Source organism: Pantoea sp. SGAir0418, assembly GCF_043529865.1.
Genome location: NZ_CP027911.1, coordinates 2,342,909 through 2,357,645 on the forward strand (window position 1 = coordinate 2,342,909; position 14,737 = coordinate 2,357,645).

Genomic DNA, 14,737 nt, shown 5'->3' on the forward strand with positions numbered 1-14,737 from the left:
TCGCTCCAGACAGACATTTTCCTGTGAGTCAGTCTGCCTTATCCCAGGAACTGACGCTGCCGTTTCAGGCCATTTAATGGCTGTGCGCTGTGTCAGGGTAAATTTATCAGGCGATGTCTCTTAATCACCTGAGCAATAGCCACCCTGAGTTTCCACATCCTGTTAAACCCGGGTCCACGATGCCCCCCGATGAAGCAAGGGGGGTCATTCAGCCTTTAGCATTTTCGTGCTGGCACCGGTGTTCAGCGCCAGCACGGCAGCCTCTAGGGTTGCAGCGGTTCCGCCAGCGTTATGATAAACAACTCACTGTCCGAGCTGGCTTTATCCAGCGGCTTCACGCTGATGGTGGTGGCAACCGGCTTGTCATCTACCGTCAGCCTGCCCTGGTCGTTGACCCGATAATCCTTGCGCTTCTTACCTTCCACCGGATTTTGCAGCACCATTTTCACGCCGAAGTCATTGTCATTGATGACCGCCAGCGTGTTGCTGTCGATCAGCGCCAGCCCTTCGGCCTTCTCCTGCTGCCAGCCGAGTTGACGCAGATCCACCACCCGCGTTTTCGTTGCCAGCACGATGCCGCGCTGCGCCAGCGTTTTTGCGTCGTCAAACTCCGGGTAGTCACCGGCCTTATCGAATGCGGCCAGATCGCTAGCCTGGCTGAGATCCACCTTATAGATAAGGTTACGCATCGCGTCGTCTTTGTCGCTGCCCTGCTCAATCAGCAGGATGTGCTGATTATCGATCGCCACGATATCGCCAATTTTCGCGTCGCTGTTTTTACTGTACGCCTTGCTGTCGATAGGGTAACCATACATCGCGGTTTTCCCGGTGGCCGGATCGAAGCTAACCAGGCGGGTAAAGCGTGCCTGCTTTTTACTTTTCCCGTTGATATCCAGCGTACTCTGCACCGCGGCGATGATGCGTCCATCCGGCATGCGCGTGATCCCTTCAAAGCCACGATTTGGCTGGCGCCATTTAAGAACGTTCGGCAGACCACCCGCGATCGATTTTTCCCCTTCCATGGCCTGCGGCCCGTGAATCGCCAGGATCCTGCCCTGCTTATCAACGTTAATCAGGAACGGACCATACTCATCGCACAGCCAGTATCCGCCCTTCCCGTCCAGCGTAATGCCTTCCGTATCCAGACCCCGGTTATCGCCCTGCAGCACGTGCAACTTATCGCTTAGCGCGATTTCATTGGTTGACCCGATGACGCCATTCTGCAGCGGCAAGCCGTTAATATTGCCCTTTGCGTCGTGCAGCGGTCGGGCGTCCGTCGCCTGCGCTTTGCCGTTCTTCACCTGGATATTCATCAGCAGCGGCGCGAAGTCCGGCGTGACGAAAATTTTCGACTCCTGTTTACCCATGTCAGGCGAGTCGGCATTCGGTCCGCGATCGGTGACGGTCACAAAGTTGAGCGTATCTCCCTGCCTGCCGGTAAACAGCAAACCGGAACCGATGCCTACCGGCAAACCCTCCGGAAACGCGCTGGCGAACGCACCGCTGTAGCTGACGCGCGTCCTCTCAGGAAAAGTGACGCTATAGTGTTCGGTTGGCGGCTGCGCCGCCAGCGTGGATAACGAGAGGGTACAACCGAGAATCAGGGGAAGCGTTTTTCTTTTCATATTATTCATGTCCATACAGAGGAGCTGACACCCTAAAGACTAAAAATGACAGGAAAATGAAATGGCAGAGCAACAGTGGCGGCTGACATCCTCCCGGGCAATCTCCCCGGTTCGCAACCGCAGCGGTTTTGCTTCATTCATCAGGAACCGGCTTTCCTGTTGTCCTCCTGCAGCTCAGCCCTGCCAGACATTTCTCAGCCTTTTCCTACAACCTGACGCAGGCCGTCTGATATCGGCTCAGCGCGGTTTCCGTTCAAATGGGTTAACCGCGAGCACAGGAGGAAACAATGCTGAACATCTTCACTATGGATAGCGACCGCTGGATTACGGAAGGTCTGCGCCTCTATTTTTCCGGGCAGATGATAAGCTGCCTGACGCTCACCTCGCCGGATGACCCGATCCCCACCGGACGCGGGCGTAACGTGGTAATCAGCGAGCTGCATTTTGCCAATAAAAACCTGGAAGAGACGCTGCGTAGCCTGCTGCTGATGCAGCTCAAAACACCGGGCGTCGAGCTGGTGATTCTCACCGACATCAGCGATGAAGCCGTGCTGAATTACGTCGCCCGCTACCTGAAGAAAGCGCTGATCCTGAGTAAAAAATGCCCGCTGGCGACGCTGGTCAGTGCGGTGCTGACGCCGGAAAACGTTGCCACCGTCGCCGCACCGCACGGCAACGCCGATGTGCTGACCGAGCGCGAGTTCACGCTGCTGCGCTGGCTGGCGGGTCCGCGCCGCATGACTGAGATCGGGCATGCGCTGCACCTCAGCAATAAGACCATCAGCCACTACAAGAACACCATCTCACGCAAGCTGGGGTGTAAAAACCACATGGATTTTTACCATCGCCTCACCAGCTACGGCTTTTAATTCGCGCCTCCCGCCTCAATTCAGGATGTTCAGCCCGCTGGACATCCTGCGCCTGCCTCCTTTCCTGTTAAAAAATCAAGACATTCAGCCAATTTCCTTACCGCAAAAGGGATGACACCCGGTTTGATTCGCGCATAATGACGGGTCACCTGTACGGGCAGGATGCCCGCTGACACCCCCACTCTGCCGTAACGCAGGATAAAACATAAAAACTGAAGGAAGACTGGCATGGAATTCACCATACGCAACGCGCAGCCTGATGATGCCGAACTGCTGCATCAGCTGGGGCGCATGACCTACAGCGCCCACTTCAAACATATGTGGGTCTCCGAAGCCGAGCTGGATGAATTCATCGACAAAGAGTACGGCCTGGCCGAACTGCGCAGCAGCCTGGTAGCCCCCAACGAAAGCTGGCTGATTGCCGAAACCAACAAACCCATCGGCTTTGCCAAAGTGACCTGGAATACGCCGGTACCGGACTCCGGCATGAGCGGTGCCCAGCTGAATAAGCTCTATCTCAATCCGCAGGAAACCGGTAAAAACTATGGCCGGCGCATGTTCGAAAGCATTATCCACGCCGCGCGCGATAAGCAGGAAGGCTATCTGTGGCTGGAAGTGATGGGCGAGAACGTGCGCGCACGCAAATTTTATGAAGCCTTTGGCATGCAGCACATCAAAGACATTCCTTTTATTACTGCTTCGCAGCAGAGCATCCTGCAGATTTTAGGCATGGTTATTTAGCGTGGCTCACGGCGCCGGGTCAGCTGTCTGGCCCGGCCGGTTGGGTGCACTGGAGTGTTTCATTTTATTACTTCACCGCCGCAAAAGTTTTAAATAAGCGCAGCGACAGCGCAGAACTATTGTTATTTCAACAAACTAAGATAAAAAATAAAAACGCCCTTTTTTATGCGCCGTCACGCTTGCAGAAATAGCACCAGCGATTAGTATTAAATACGCAACACGCACATGACAGCGCAACAACGTCATGTTATTTATTACTCATGAAGAGGATATATTATGACTCAGCATCGAGGCGGTTCAGGTAATTTCGCAGAAGATAAACAGAAAGCATCAGAAGCCGGTAAAAAAGGCGGACAGCACAGCGGCGGCAACTTTAAAAACGACCGCGAAAAAGCGTCCGAAGCCGGTAAAAAAGGCGGTCAGAGCAGCAATCGCGGCTCGTGATTAGCCGGCCAGCACAGGATGAGGCGGCCATGGCGCAGGGAGCGCGCCGTTACCCCCGGATTATTATCTTACCCTGCGCTGACTTTCCTCACGTTTAACAGATAACTCTGAAACCGCCTGAATCTGGCAGAAAACGTTATATGATCAATTAACTATTTATTGCCTTACAGGAACAGCCTGACGTGATATTGCGCTATTTTACCTCTCTTTTTTCCAGTCCGGAATCATTACTGCAGGTGATGAGCCGCCAGGATATTCGTGAATCCATTCAGGAAGGTGACCGGATTATTATTGACGAAGACGGTAACGCTTCGGTTAATCCCCTCAGCCCGCAGGTACAGCAGGACTTCGCCGATCATATTAAGCGCTTAAAGGATATCTGATGGGAACCGCGATATTTATGGTGCTGATGGTCTGCGGCTACTGGTACACCAGTCGCGATATGTCCAGCCGCCTGAAAATAAAACGCTCCTTTGGCTGGGACGTCTATTTTCTCATTGCGCTGTACGGCTGCATTTTTGTCGTTCAGGGCGTGGTCGCCACCGGCCTGGTCTGGCTGCTACTGCTGGCGGCATCGGCCATCAATAACAGCCTGGCGCTGTCTGCCGATCTCCATGCGCGCTGGCACGTCGATTTCATGACCTGGAGTTTTCTCGGCATTCAGGCACCGGTGGTGATCATGCTGGCGTTTGCCGTGCTGTTTTGTGTGTATCGTTCCAATTCCGGCAGCGCGCGGCTGACCGCCGGCAGTCGCAAAGAGCTATATCAGCGCCTGTCCCGCTCTAACGGTATTGAACAACTGCTGCTGCACTGCATGGAAGAAGGCGAACTGGCATGGGTCACGCTGAAATCGCGCCGTATCTACATCGGCATGATTCACGCTGCCACCTTTGAATATCCCAGCACCGCCAATATCGTGCTGATTCCGATGCTCAGCGGCTACCGCGATTCGCGCACGCTGAATCTGGCGATTGAGCATAACTACAGTCGCTGGTATCACCAGCACGAGATTAGCTTTGTCTCCAAACCCAAAAGCGCGCTGGAGTTCCGTAAGGTGCTGATGGTCGACCAGATTGAAAGCCTGTCGCTGTTCGATCCGGCCAGCGCCAGCGCACTGGCTATGGGGAAACATCAGCACACAGAGAAGCGGCAGAATGTTCCGGGCTGAGCCGCGCAGCCACCCTTTACATCCGCGCAGCTGGCAACGGTGGCGCGGGTTCACATGGTAACCGTTAAGGAGTATAAAATGACCGATCGTCCCGTTCACGGCGACCAGCCGGATTACGATCCGCGTAAAAACAGCCCCGACCAGAAGCCGAAAGATGACGAAACCAGCGCGCCTGAATCCGGGGATAAACAGGCCGAATAAACCATAAACCGCCTTTTCAGGCGGTTTTTTTTCGCGCCCGGGTCGGGTTAGCCCGGCCACAGCCAGTTACGTACTTCCGGCACGTCTTCACCGTATTCGCGCACATAGCGATGGTGCTCCGCGATGCGCTGCTGCAGGTCGTCGAGCAATTCAGGATGGCGATCGGCCAGGCCCGGCACATGCAAAATCGCCGCCTGCGCCAGATGATAGCGGTCCAGCTCGTTGAGCACCGTCATATCAAACGGCGTGGTGGTGGTGCCCTCTTCGTTGAAGCCGTGCACGTGGAAATTGGCGTGATTGCTGCGCTGATAGGTCAGACGATGAATCAGGCTGGGATAGCCATGAAAGGCGAAAATTACCGGTTTGTCGCGGGTAAACAGCGCATCGAAATCCTCTTCCGACTTGCCGTGCGGGTGCTGCTGCTGCGTCTGCAGCGCCAGCAGATCCACCACGTTGACTACGCGAATGCGCAGCGTGGGCAGATAGTTTCGCAGCAGATCCACCGCCGCCAGCGTCTCCATGGTGGGCACATCGCCGGCGCAGGCCATCACCACGTCCGGCTCGCCGTCATCGCTCGCCCAGCGCCATTCGCCCATACCCGCCTCACAGTGGGCAATGGCGCTGTCGATGTCCAGCCACTGCGGTGACGGCTGCTTGCCGGCGACAATCACGTTGATGCGATCCCAGGTGCGCAGACAGTGATCGCCCACCCACAGCAGGGTGTTCGCGTCCGGTGGCAGATAGATGCGCACGATATCCGCCTTTTTGTTCGCCACGTGATCGATAAAACCGGGATCCTGATGGCTGTAACCGTTGTGATCCTGGCGCCAGACATGTGAAGACAACAGATAGTTGAGCGAGGAGATCGGCTGGCGCCAGCCCAGTTTGCGCGTCACCTTCAGCCATTTGGCGTGCTGGTTAAACATCGAGTCGACAATATGGATAAAGGCTTCATAACAGTTAAACAGCCCGTGTCGTCCGGTGAGCAGATAGCCCTCCAGCCAGCCCTGACACTGATGCTCGCTGAGAATTTCCATCACCCGACCGTCACGCGCCAGCTGCTCATCATACGGTTCGATATCTGCCATCCAGCTGCGGCTGGTGACGTCAAAAACCGGCGTCAGGCGATTCGAGGCGGTCTCATCTGGCCCGAACAGCCGGAAGTTATCGGCGTTGCTCTGAAAAATCGCGCTGAGGTAGTGGCCGAACTGCTTAGTGGCTTCGCCGCGCTGGCTGCCCGGCGCGCCGGTGTCGAGCGCAAACTCGCGGATGTCCGGCGTGTTGAGCGTGCGTCGCAGCCGGCCGCCGTTGGCATAGGGTGAGGCGCTCATGCGTTTATCCCCCTGCGGCGCCAGCGCACGCAGTTCCGGCCTGAGTTTACCCGCCTCGTCAAACAGATCCTCCGGCTGATAGCTGCGCAGCCACTGCTCTAACACCTGCCGATGCGACGCGTCTTCGCGACACGACGCCACCGGCACCTGATGCGCACGCCAGAAATCTTCCACCTTTTTACCGTCCACCTCTTTCGGGCCGGTCCAGCCCTTCGGGCTGCGCAGCACAATCATCGGCCAGCGCGGGATCGCCTGCTCTGCCTGGCCGCTGCGTGCCTGCTGCTGATAAGCGGCAATCTTATCAAACGCGTTATCCAGCGCTGCCGCCATCTGCTGGTGCATGTCGGCCGGCTCGTGCCCGCAGACAAACAGCGGCTCATAACCGTAACCGCTGAACAGCTGCTGCAGATCGTCATCACTGCTGCGCCCCAGCAGCGTCGGGTTGGCAATTTTGTAGCCGTTCAGATGCAGAATGGGTAGCACTGCACCATCGCGCTGCGGATTGAGGAATTTGATGCCGTGCCAGCTGGCGGCAAGCGGCCCGGTTTCGGCTTCGCCGTCACCAATCACGCAGGGTACGATCAGCTGCGGATGATCGAAAACCGCGCCAAACGCATGCGACAGCGAATAGCCCAGCTCGCCGCCTTCATTAATCGAGCCCGGCGTTTCTGGTGCCGCATGGCTGGGAATGCCTCCGGGAAACGAAAACTGCTTAAACAGCCGCTGCATACCGGCGGCATCTTCACTGACGTGCGGATAGATTTCGCTGTAGCTGCCTTCGAGCCAGCTGTTCGCCACCATCCCCGGCCCGCCGTGCCCCGGGCCGCAGACGTACAGCAGATCCACCTCGCGCTGGCGGATGATGCGGTTGAGGTGCGCATAGATAAAGTTCAGGCCGGGCGTCGTGCCCCAGTGGCCGAGCAGACGTGGCTTGATATGCCCGGGCTGCAGTGGTTCGCGTAACAGCGGGTTGGCCATCAGGTAGATTTGCCCGACGGACAGATAATTGGCGGCGCGCCAGTAGCGATCGATCAGCGCCAGTTCATCGGCGGCACTCGGATTGGTCATGCCTCTTCTCCTTTGGTTAGCCATCAGTTAACCCTAATAGAGGATAGGCGATGCTGCGAGCCAGACGGTATTTCTGCACTGTTGCTATTAACCGCTGCGCTTATTCAATCTTTCACGAAAATATAAGCGCAGCGGTAAAAGCTGTACACGTAAATATTTTTTCCATTTTGTGCACTATTTAATGGGTCGTGACCCGCAAAACTGGCGCTTTTTCACTTTTGGTCTATTGTGCCTTCTACAGGTAATACCAGTAGAAAATAGAAAAATAAAAGGATCCTAAAATGGACTACAAAATGTTCGCTAACCGACTGCAGCAGTGGCCGCAGTTACATTTTACGGCGATTGAACTGCAGCAACGCGAGATGACCTGCGAGATCTACGCCACGGCGGCTGAGCACCAGACCATGAGCCAGCTGTTTATTTGTCGCGTCAGTGATGAAAAAAATGCGCAGGAATTAATCAGGCAGTATCGCAGCTGGCTGCATAAATTTAATCTCGGTCGCAGCAGGCGCGATAATTCCCGCCCGCCGCGCAGCGTGTCGGTGAATGTTCCGGGCGCAATAAGCGCAGCGCTAAAATAGAGTTATCGGCATGCTTAACCATTTTTTAGTTGCATGAGTCTGCTACAGCAGCGTATTACTATTCGCGCAGCGTGATAACACCTGGCAATGTGTCTGACTAATAACCTGTGCCATTTTCACTGACAGCAGAAAAAGGTGTTGGGTTGTTATCACCTGTGTAACACTGTACGGATATACAAGTCCCGGAGGTGACGTGAAACAAGTTAACCGTCCTGCACCGGATCTGTATGCGCTGATAGGCATCGCGGTGACGGAATTTATCAGGGAAGGTAGCGTATTCAGGATACATGACGTGACGCAGGTGCTGCATACGATGAAAGCAGAAGCGCGTGATGAGGATTTCCGGCATCGCTGCGATGCCGCAATAAGGCTACTGGCAGATCTTATGCACTGAACCGATCCCCGCCTGCGCGGGGACCACTACCTCAGGCGTCGTCTGGCGTATAACCCACCACAATTTCCAGCGTTCTGCGCAGCACACTTGCCTGCGCTTCGTCCTGTGTCGCTTCCAGCGCCATAATCAGACATAGAATGATGGATTTGTTACTGACGCGGCCTTCGCTGGCCAGCACGCTACGAATGACATCATTCAGTACCGCGGCCTCTTCACTCAATGCCACTCCGGCATCGCGAAAATGCGCCGCCAGTTCCGTGTCCGGCAGCGCAGAATAGAGAGAGTGATTCTCCGACATCGTTCTTTTCCCGTACTGTGAGCAATACAGTCAGATTATAATTTAACTGTCAGTCAGTGCTTGCGGCTGCCGCCACCCTGACCGTTGTGGCCAAACAGCGGATGCACATTATCGCGATCCGATTGTTCGCCACGCCGCTTTTGTCCAGCCGTCATGCTCGACCGGACTTCATCGATTGCCGTGCGAATCGCAGCCGCCTGCGCATCATCGCTGGCCTGCTGCTGCATAATGTGGAGCTCATCAAGCAACGCCTGGGTGGTGACCGGCCCGGAACGCTGCAGCAGCGTTAACGCCGCTTCGCCGATGATCTCATCAATAAGAGTCTGGTGTTCGCTTCTGTTCATAACATAATAAATCTCTGCATGCTGCCTGCCCCGACCGGGAACGCGACAGAAAAACAGCGCCGCTATCCTGCGGCGCGATACAGCCCGTCACAAGTCATACATGCAGTGATACGTTATCAGAATGGCGTTTTCGTGTGTACAACCTGGACGCTTTCGCTTCGCTCTCAGCTCTCGCGTTCAAATAGCAAGCCAATCAGCTGGTGATAATGGTGCTCTTCTTCCGTGGTAGAAGCGAGCTCCAGACGACGCAGCAGCTTAGTACACAGCGATTTACGGTTCAGATTACGGCCTTCACGCAGGATTTCGACCACGACCTGGCCCAGCGTCTCCTGCTGCGAAGGCAGCGTGGCTTTGCTAAAATAGTTGGCAATCGCCTCGACTGAGTTCGGAGTGTATCCGTTCTGGCGCATAAGTGACTCCCGTTAACATTAAATTGTCAGAAAAATGTTCTGGCTAAGTTGTACAAGTTTTTCAAAATCTGTACAAGAGGATAAACAAGAGAATGGGTTTTTTTTGTTGCAAAAAGTGCTACCGAAAAGTTATTAACCCATGCATAAATTGAAATTTTTTAACATCGCCAACGCCCGATCAGGTCCACATTAATAATGAGTCGATAACGTATCGCTTCGTTATCAGTGCCACCTAATCTGCCTGTTACTTATTTCCTCTCGCGCTAACAATCGTTATTGGTGGTTGCAACCGCTGCGCTTATCAGATATTACCGCGCGTCATTTTTTCGTTCCCTGCAGCACGGCAGCTGGTGATATAAAATGCGTGCGGCGCAATGGACCACTCCCTGAATTGCGCCGCTGCGTTACCGATTAAGCCGCCTCAGGGAAGCTTAACTGATTACGCTGACTGCATTTATATTAAAGAAGGCAGTTTAAGCTTCCGCCGCTGCGGTTTTGCCGCGACGACTTACTTTTCCACCGCGTCTGCCCGCTTCTACTGCCCTTTCAGGACAGTTTTTAAAATTCCCGCTGCTGACGCTGCCGCCTTTTTTACCCGCTTCGCGAGCACGCTCGGTATTTTCTGCAAAATTACCTGCACCACCACGTCGTTGTGTCATATGTCACCCCATCCTGCACCACCACGTCGTTGTGTCATATGTCACCCCATTGATAAAAATAATTAAGTAGTTAAACGACAGAATATCTCCACACAGGAACAATATGGATGGGATTGGAGATAAAACAACATTTAATATGCATATTTGCGCTGACAAAAAGCCATGCGCAAATGGTTATTTTCACCGCTGCGCTTATAGCGGGTTGCTTGTAAAGATTTTTTTTTCAAACTTGTACAAAATAATTTTAGTGGTATAAAATCAATTAATTAACAAAAGCGTGATCTGCGTCACAAACAAGTATTGAGAGATTGTTGCTATTTTTCAGTTTTATCTGAATTTTCCGGGATGATGGAAATATGACCGCTCACTTCCAGCACCGCGTATTTAATTTGATCGATGCGTTCCAGTCCCTGACCTGAACGCGCGGCCTCGAGGATATCTTCCCGACTGATGCCCGACATTTTTAGCCGCTGCGTTAATATCCGGCCATGCTCCACCAGAATCAGCGGTCCTCCCTCCGCCATTTGTTCGAATAGCGGAAAGCGCGCTTTGAGTTTGCCCAGCACAATATCAATAGTGATTAAGGTAATGATGGTGAGGCTGGCACCGGTAACGGAAAAGTCATCACCCAGCAATGCCTGCTGCGTGGCTTCGCTAATAATCAGCAGCAGAATCAAATCGAATGAGGTCATTTGCAGCAGTGTGCGTCGACCGGCAATTTTAAATACCACCATTAACAACAGATAAATGGCGGCTGCGCGTAATACCGTTTCCATAACGCTCTCCTTTTATGGGTAAATCCACTGCGATACCTTTACCGGTACCTGATGATTGACGTGCACGCTCAGCGCAACCCGTCCCGCCGCCTGCGGCTGAATCCCCAGCCAGATCACATGACCTTCTGCCGCCTCGCTGGCGTAAGTCAGCTGCAGCGTGTTATCCCGCGTGATGGCCTGCTGTGGCTGTGGCTGTAGCGTCTGGATCTGCAAATCGTCTAACGCGCCGCTGCCTAGCGTGACGGTGAAATGCTCGCCGCTCTGCGGTGCCACGCGAATCCGCAGGTTCATATTGCTGTCGATGCGACCAAAACGTTCATAGCGAATGCTGACGGAACCATCAGCCGACTGCGCCTGTCCGTCGCTTAATATGCCTTTGGAAAACAACCCACAGGCACCCAGGATCACAATCACCATTAGCACGTATTCACCGATACGCTGTATAACGCTCTCCCTGCGTTGCCAGCGCATATCCTCCTGCACCGGATAATCACGGCTGGCTAACTCATCTTTCTTCATGGTGTTATTCCTCTTGCAGTTAATTAGCTGACATCATGTCGCTCCGGTTATTCCCTCTTCGTTCTGAATTTTAAGCTTAGCGGTAAACGCCGGGAGCTTCGGTAACAGTTTAATTCGGCTGAGCAGCGGTGCAGAAATTACTCCTATAATTCGGATGCACGCCGCTGGCAATGCATATGAGCAGCGGCAGAGACGGCGTTTATTAATTTCACTCTGACAAGGGATACAGAATATGGATGAAGAACTGGTTAATTTAGCGACCGAAGTGGGTAATAAATTACTGGCCGCCGGCCTGAGCGTCACCACCGCCGAATCCTGCACCTCTGGCTGGGTCGGTTCCGCGCTGGCGGCCGCCAGCGACAGTAGCCGCTTTTACAGCAGCGGCTTTATTACTTACACCAATCAGGCGAAGCAGCGCGTGCTGGGCGTCAGCGCAGAGACGCTGGCGCGTGATACCGCCGTCAGTGAAGCCGCGGTACGGGAGATGGCCTGCGGCGCGAAAAAGCTCTCCGGGGATACGCTGGCTATTGCCGTCAGTGGCTATGCCGGCCCGGACGGCGGTGAGGACGGCACGCCAGCCGGCACCGTGTGGTTTGCATGGTGTCTGGCAGATGGCAGCGTGCACACCAGCCGGCAGTGGTTTTCAGGTGAAGGTGAAGAAGTGGTGCGCAAAGCAACCCTTTTTAGTCTGGCGGAATTGAACCGTCTGCTCGACGCTATTTAGCGCCGCTTCGCCGTTCAATGATTAAACGTAAATAAATAAGCCGGGCGGATAAAATTCCCACCGGAGGAAAATGTGTTGAGCATAAATAATCATCAGGCGGGTTAAAAGCGAGACCGTAATATGGACCGGCTCGCTAAAAATAGCGTGGTTATTTTACACCACAATCTCCAGCCTTCTCATTAATATAGCGTTAGCGAGGCGTGAAAAATATAACCGTCGCGCTTGTCAGTGAGGCAGCCTGCATTAGTATTAAGTGTGCAAAACATGCATGGCGGCAGATGCGTCATGTTATTTATTACTCATCACGAGGTAATAGTATGACAGAGCATAGAGGCGGTTCAGGTAATTTCGCAGAAGACAAAGAGAAAGCATCTGAAGCGGGTAAAAAAGGCGGACAAAACAGCGGCGGTAATTTCAAAAACGACCGTGAGAAAGCGTCCGAAGCCGGCAAAAAAGGCGGACAGAATAGCCATCGCGATTCCTGATGCGCTGTAACGCAGAGTAAGGAATGTCTCGGAGCAGGGAATGCTCCGTCATCAACAGGATGACAGGGATTTATTGCTTCGTTTCATTCCCTCTCTTTAATCGCGTTATCACTTAATGGCTTCAGCCTCCCGTTAATCACCGATTCGGAGAATATTTCATGAAAGTTAAATCGCTACTTGATCTTTTTATTCACGATCTTTCGGACGTTTACAGCGCGGAGAAACAGATCACCCGTGCGTTACCCAAACTGGTCCGGGCAGCCTCCGATGAAAGTTTAAAAAACGCTTTTCAGCAACATCTGGAAGAGACCCAGGGACAAATTGAGCGCCTCGATCAGGTCGTAGAGAGCCACGATGAGCTGCGCATCATGCGTATGAAGTGCCACGCGCTGGAAGGCCTGGTCGAAGAAGCGCAGGAGCTGATTGAATCCACCGAAGCCGGCCCGGTGCGCGATGCTGGCCTGATCGGCGCAGCGCAGAAGGTTGAGCACTACGAAATTGCCACTTACGGCACGCTGGTGGCCATGGCGAAAAAGCTGGAGCTCAACCAGGCCGCAGAGTTGCTGGCTGCCACGCTGGCAGAAGAAAAATCCACCGATGAAAAACTCACGGATATCGCGGAAAAACAGTAACGCGACTGCCGTACAACGGAGGTAGATATGACGACCACATCCGCACTCTCGCATTATCACGATTGGCTGCGCGACGCTCACGCCATGGAAAAACAGGCCGAAACCATGCTCGAGCAGATGGCAAAACGCCTGGAAAACTACCCGCAACTGCGGGCCCGCATTGAGCAGCATATCGAAGAAACCCGTCAGCAGCAGTCTCTGCTGGAATCCATTCTCGACCGCCACGGTATTTCCCACTCCAGCGTGAAAGACGTGATGGGGAAAATGGCCGCCATGGGCCAGGCGTTTGGCGGTACCTTCGCGGAAGACGAAGTGGTGAAAGGCGCTATCAGCGGCTACGTGTTCGAGAATGCCGAGATTGGCAGTTACACCAGCCTGATCAGCGCCGCCACGCGTGCCGGGGATCAGGAGAGCGTGGCCATTCTTAAACAGATCTGTGAACAGGAGATCGCGATGGCGGACTGGATGTTAACGCACATGCCTGAACTGACCGATCAGTTCCTGCTGCGCAGCGAAGACCCGGACGCGAAAGCGAAACGCTGATTTTCTCTTTTCGTAAGAGACTTTTTGAGGTGAGCTATGTTTCGACACGTTAAGAAATTGCAGTATACGGTGCGCGTCAGTGCGCCGAACCCGGGCCTGGCCAATCTGCTGCTAGAGCAGTTTGGCGGTCCGCAGGGCGAACTGGCTGCGGCCATGCGCTATTTTACCCAGGGCCTGGGCGATGAGGATTTAGGACGCCGCGACCTGCTGATGGATATCGCTACCGAGGAGCTCAGCCATCTTGAGATTATCGGCTCGCTGGTTGGCATGCTCAATAAAGGCGCCAAAGGCAAGCTGGCCGAAGGCACTGAAGAGGAAGGCGAACTGTATCGCTCAATCACGGGTGCCGGTAACGATAGCCATCTGACTTCGATTCTTTATGGCGGTGGTCCGCCGCTGACCAACTCCGGCGGCGTGCCGTGGACCGCGGCTTACGTGGATACCATCGGGGAAGTGACAGCCGATCTGCGTTCTAATATCGCCGCCGAAGCGCGCGCCAAAATCATCTATGAACGCCTGATCAACGTCACTGACGATGTCGGCGTGAAGGATGCGTTAGGCTTCCTGATGACGCGTGAAGCCGCGCACCAGCTTTCATTTGAGAAAGCGCTGTACTCCATTCGCGACAACTTCCCACCGGGCAAGCTGCCGCCAATTGAGCAGTATGCGCACAACTACTACAACATGTCGGAAGGTGATGACGTGCGCGGTAGCTGGAACTCCGATGACAACTTCGATTATGTGGCCGATCCGCAGCCAGCCGTTGACGGCGGAGATGGTCTGCCCTCCGTGATGCTGTCGCCGGATGAGCAGCGCGACATCGATGCGCTGGCCGCACGCACCGCATCCGACCCGCTGATCGATCCGATCACCGGCGCGGAAGCGGGCAGCAAGAAGTCGCCCTGACGTTCAGTCAGACCAGGCA

Annotated in this window: 21 protein-coding genes; 13 read left to right on the forward strand and 8 right to left on the reverse strand. The window is 54.3% G+C overall.

Features of this window, described 5'->3' with window-relative positions; genetic code table 11:
• Nucleotides 1–263: 263 nt before the first annotated feature.
• On the reverse strand, nucleotides 264–1,625 hold the full coding sequence (locus tag C1N84_RS10805) for an esterase-like activity of phytase family protein (RefSeq protein WP_264441344.1): 1,362 nt from the start codon (nucleotides 1,623–1,625) through the stop codon (nucleotides 264–266).
• Between the two features lie 287 nt (nucleotides 1,626–1,912).
• Here C1N84_RS10805 and C1N84_RS10810 point away from each other — a divergent pair, with 287 nt between their 5' ends.
• From C1N84_RS10810 to C1N84_RS10835, 6 genes are all read left to right on the forward strand, one after another.
• Nucleotides 1,913–2,494, forward strand: coding sequence for a response regulator transcription factor (locus C1N84_RS10810; RefSeq protein WP_150361706.1), 582 nt, complete (start codon nucleotides 1,913–1,915; stop codon nucleotides 2,492–2,494).
• A gap of 228 nt (nucleotides 2,495–2,722) precedes the next feature.
• Nucleotides 2,723–3,235, forward strand: a complete 513-nt coding sequence (locus C1N84_RS10815; RefSeq protein WP_021506315.1) for a GNAT family N-acetyltransferase — start codon at nucleotides 2,723–2,725, stop codon at nucleotides 3,233–3,235.
• Nucleotides 3,236–3,511: 276 nt separating this feature from the next.
• A complete protein-coding gene (locus C1N84_RS10820; RefSeq protein WP_021506316.1) occupies nucleotides 3,512–3,679 on the forward strand; it encodes a con-10 family general stress protein in 168 nt (55 codons plus the stop codon).
• A 185-nt stretch (nucleotides 3,680–3,864) separates the two neighbouring features.
• On the forward strand, nucleotides 3,865–4,062 hold the full coding sequence (locus C1N84_RS10825; protein WP_031279223.1) for a hypothetical protein: 198 nt from the start codon (nucleotides 3,865–3,867) through the stop codon (nucleotides 4,060–4,062).
• A complete protein-coding gene (locus C1N84_RS10830; protein ID WP_058776510.1) occupies nucleotides 4,062–4,847 on the forward strand; it encodes a hypothetical protein in 786 nt (261 codons plus the stop codon). The genes C1N84_RS10825 and C1N84_RS10830 overlap by 1 nt, the downstream gene beginning before the upstream one ends.
• A 78-nt stretch (nucleotides 4,848–4,925) precedes the next feature.
• Nucleotides 4,926–5,048 (forward strand): hypothetical protein, encoded by a 123-nt coding sequence (locus tag C1N84_RS10835; protein ID WP_255412066.1) that lies wholly within the window; start codon nucleotides 4,926–4,928, stop codon nucleotides 5,046–5,048.
• Nucleotides 5,049–5,095: 47 nt separating this feature from the next.
• Here C1N84_RS10835 and C1N84_RS10840 read toward each other — a convergent pair whose 3' ends face one another.
• Entirely contained in the window at nucleotides 5,096–7,447 is a 2,352-nt protein-coding gene (locus C1N84_RS10840) for a phosphoketolase family protein (protein ID WP_394541623.1), read from the reverse strand.
• 281 nt (nucleotides 7,448–7,728) lie between these two features.
• Between C1N84_RS10840 and C1N84_RS10845 the strand changes: the two genes are divergently transcribed.
• Both C1N84_RS10845 and C1N84_RS10850 read left to right on the forward strand, forming a co-directional pair.
• The gene (locus tag C1N84_RS10845) at nucleotides 7,729–8,028 is read left to right on the forward strand and encodes a hypothetical protein (RefSeq protein ID WP_211075038.1); all 300 of its coding nucleotides are present in this window, start codon (nucleotides 7,729–7,731) and stop codon (nucleotides 8,026–8,028) included.
• A 193-nt stretch (nucleotides 8,029–8,221) separates the two neighbouring features.
• On the forward strand, nucleotides 8,222–8,422 hold the full coding sequence (locus tag C1N84_RS10850) for a hypothetical protein (protein WP_058769662.1): 201 nt from the start codon (nucleotides 8,222–8,224) through the stop codon (nucleotides 8,420–8,422).
• Between the two features lie 31 nt (nucleotides 8,423–8,453).
• On the opposite strand, the gene C1N84_RS10855 is transcribed toward C1N84_RS10850, so the two are convergent.
• From C1N84_RS10855 to C1N84_RS10880, 6 genes are all read right to left on the reverse strand, one after another.
• The gene (locus C1N84_RS10855; protein WP_021506323.1) at nucleotides 8,454–8,720 is read right to left on the reverse strand and encodes a biofilm development regulator YmgB/AriR family protein; all 267 of its coding nucleotides are present in this window, start codon (nucleotides 8,718–8,720) and stop codon (nucleotides 8,454–8,456) included.
• 53 nt (nucleotides 8,721–8,773) lie between these two features.
• Nucleotides 8,774–9,064 carry a hypothetical protein gene (locus tag C1N84_RS10860; protein WP_058769661.1) on the reverse strand — a complete coding sequence of 97 codons (291 nt, stop codon included), beginning with the start codon at nucleotides 9,062–9,064 and terminating at the stop codon, nucleotides 8,774–8,776.
• Nucleotides 9,065–9,228: 164 nt separating this feature from the next.
• Nucleotides 9,229–9,474, reverse strand: a complete 246-nt coding sequence (gene ycgZ / locus C1N84_RS10865; RefSeq protein ID WP_021506325.1) for a regulatory protein YcgZ — start codon at nucleotides 9,472–9,474, stop codon at nucleotides 9,229–9,231.
• A gap of 473 nt (nucleotides 9,475–9,947) precedes the next feature.
• Nucleotides 9,948–10,133: a con-10 family general stress protein gene (locus C1N84_RS10870; protein ID WP_071813571.1), complete on the reverse strand. Its 186-nt coding sequence runs from the start codon at nucleotides 10,131–10,133 to the stop codon at nucleotides 9,948–9,950.
• A 314-nt stretch (nucleotides 10,134–10,447) separates the two neighbouring features.
• Nucleotides 10,448–10,909, reverse strand: a complete 462-nt coding sequence (locus tag C1N84_RS10875; RefSeq protein ID WP_021506327.1) for a DUF421 domain-containing protein — start codon at nucleotides 10,907–10,909, stop codon at nucleotides 10,448–10,450.
• A gap of 12 nt (nucleotides 10,910–10,921) precedes the next feature.
• The gene (locus C1N84_RS10880) at nucleotides 10,922–11,428 is read right to left on the reverse strand and encodes a hypothetical protein (protein ID WP_021506328.1); all 507 of its coding nucleotides are present in this window, start codon (nucleotides 11,426–11,428) and stop codon (nucleotides 10,922–10,924) included.
• 232 nt (nucleotides 11,429–11,660) lie between these two features.
• Here C1N84_RS10880 and C1N84_RS10885 point away from each other — a divergent pair, with 232 nt between their 5' ends.
• From C1N84_RS10885 to C1N84_RS10905, 5 genes are all read left to right on the forward strand, one after another.
• The gene (locus tag C1N84_RS10885; protein ID WP_058769659.1) at nucleotides 11,661–12,152 is read left to right on the forward strand and encodes a nicotinamide-nucleotide amidohydrolase family protein; all 492 of its coding nucleotides are present in this window, start codon (nucleotides 11,661–11,663) and stop codon (nucleotides 12,150–12,152) included.
• Between the two features lie 317 nt (nucleotides 12,153–12,469).
• The gene (locus tag C1N84_RS10890) at nucleotides 12,470–12,637 is read left to right on the forward strand and encodes a con-10 family general stress protein (RefSeq protein WP_021506330.1); all 168 of its coding nucleotides are present in this window, start codon (nucleotides 12,470–12,472) and stop codon (nucleotides 12,635–12,637) included.
• A 158-nt stretch (nucleotides 12,638–12,795) separates the two neighbouring features.
• Nucleotides 12,796–13,269, forward strand: a complete 474-nt coding sequence (locus C1N84_RS10895) for a YciE/YciF ferroxidase family protein (protein ID WP_021506331.1) — start codon at nucleotides 12,796–12,798, stop codon at nucleotides 13,267–13,269.
• A gap of 27 nt (nucleotides 13,270–13,296) precedes the next feature.
• Entirely contained in the window at nucleotides 13,297–13,812 is a 516-nt protein-coding gene (locus C1N84_RS10900; RefSeq protein ID WP_021506332.1) for a ferritin-like domain-containing protein, read from the forward strand.
• Between the two features lie 36 nt (nucleotides 13,813–13,848).
• Nucleotides 13,849–14,718, forward strand: a complete 870-nt coding sequence (locus tag C1N84_RS10905; protein WP_394541624.1) for a manganese catalase family protein — start codon at nucleotides 13,849–13,851, stop codon at nucleotides 14,716–14,718.
• Nucleotides 14,719–14,737: the final 19 nt, after the last annotated feature.

Coding starts and splice junctions, on each gene's coding strand:
- C1N84_RS10805 (WP_264441344.1), bottom strand. CDS start 1,625: ATGAAAAGAAAAACGCTTCCCCTGATTCTCGGTTGTACCCTCTCGTTA.
- C1N84_RS10810 (WP_150361706.1), top strand. CDS start 1,913: ATGCTGAACATCTTCACTATGGATAGCGACCGCTGGATTACGGAAGGT.
- C1N84_RS10815 (WP_021506315.1), top strand. CDS start 2,723: ATGGAATTCACCATACGCAACGCGCAGCCTGATGATGCCGAACTGCTG.
- C1N84_RS10820 (WP_021506316.1), top strand. CDS start 3,512: ATGACTCAGCATCGAGGCGGTTCAGGTAATTTCGCAGAAGATAAACAG.
- C1N84_RS10830 (WP_058776510.1), top strand. CDS start 4,062: ATGGGAACCGCGATATTTATGGTGCTGATGGTCTGCGGCTACTGGTAC.
- C1N84_RS10835 (WP_255412066.1), top strand. CDS start 4,926: ATGACCGATCGTCCCGTTCACGGCGACCAGCCGGATTACGATCCGCGT.
- C1N84_RS10840 (WP_394541623.1), bottom strand. CDS start 7,447: ATGACCAATCCGAGTGCCGCCGATGAACTGGCGCTGATCGATCGCTAC.
- C1N84_RS10845 (WP_211075038.1), top strand. CDS start 7,729: ATGGACTACAAAATGTTCGCTAACCGACTGCAGCAGTGGCCGCAGTTA.
- C1N84_RS10855 (WP_021506323.1), bottom strand. CDS start 8,720: ATGTCGGAGAATCACTCTCTCTATTCTGCGCTGCCGGACACGGAACTG.
- C1N84_RS10860 (WP_058769661.1), bottom strand. CDS start 9,064: ATGAACAGAAGCGAACACCAGACTCTTATTGATGAGATCATCGGCGAA.
- ycgZ (WP_021506325.1), bottom strand. CDS start 9,474: ATGCGCCAGAACGGATACACTCCGAACTCAGTCGAGGCGATTGCCAAC.
- C1N84_RS10870 (WP_071813571.1), bottom strand. CDS start 10,133: ATGACACAACGACGTGGTGGTGCAGGTAATTTTGCAGAAAATACCGAG.
- C1N84_RS10875 (WP_021506327.1), bottom strand. CDS start 10,909: ATGGAAACGGTATTACGCGCAGCCGCCATTTATCTGTTGTTAATGGTG.
- C1N84_RS10880 (WP_021506328.1), bottom strand. CDS start 11,428: ATGAAGAAAGATGAGTTAGCCAGCCGTGATTATCCGGTGCAGGAGGAT.
- C1N84_RS10885 (WP_058769659.1), top strand. CDS start 11,661: ATGGATGAAGAACTGGTTAATTTAGCGACCGAAGTGGGTAATAAATTA.
- C1N84_RS10890 (WP_021506330.1), top strand. CDS start 12,470: ATGACAGAGCATAGAGGCGGTTCAGGTAATTTCGCAGAAGACAAAGAG.
- C1N84_RS10895 (WP_021506331.1), top strand. CDS start 12,796: ATGAAAGTTAAATCGCTACTTGATCTTTTTATTCACGATCTTTCGGAC.
- C1N84_RS10900 (WP_021506332.1), top strand. CDS start 13,297: ATGACGACCACATCCGCACTCTCGCATTATCACGATTGGCTGCGCGAC.
- C1N84_RS10905 (WP_394541624.1), top strand. CDS start 13,849: ATGTTTCGACACGTTAAGAAATTGCAGTATACGGTGCGCGTCAGTGCG.